Origin of the sequence: Faecalibacterium sp. DFI.5.82, assembly GCF_029076575.1 — a bacterium.
Classification (GTDB): domain Bacteria; phylum Bacillota; class Clostridia; order Oscillospirales; family Ruminococcaceae; genus Faecalibacterium; species Faecalibacterium duncaniae.
On sequence record NZ_JARFIS010000788.1, the window covers coordinates 1 to 300 of the forward strand.

The following is a 300-nucleotide window of genomic DNA, read 5'->3' on the forward strand; positions in this document are numbered from 1 at the left end:
GATCTGCTCATGGTCATCATATTTCTGGAGCGCATCGGCGACCACGCCGTGAACCTGGCCGAGTGGGTGGAGTTCGTCCGCAGCGGGCGTTATCATAACGAAAATATGTTCTGATATTTTGTTTCTGTAAAAATTTGAGCTTCCTGCAATTATTTCTGTGACCCGCCCGTATTATAGGCAGAAAGGCTTCCCCAGAAAGCCTGAAGAACTGGCTGCGGCGGGTGTCCGGCATCCCCCTGTCCCCGCCCGCCGCTGCCGCAACGGAGGGTTTTACGCTATGGTACAGACCAAGAATTTCCC

1 protein-coding gene is annotated in these 300 nt (G+C 53.7%); it reads left to right on the forward strand.

Features of this window, described 5'->3' with window-relative positions; genetic code table 11:
* Nucleotides 1–114: PhoU domain-containing protein (locus P0G09_RS18905; protein WP_275253442.1), on the forward strand; the 114-nt coding region annotated here is incomplete at its 5' end.
* Nucleotides 115–300 lie beyond the last annotated feature (186 nt).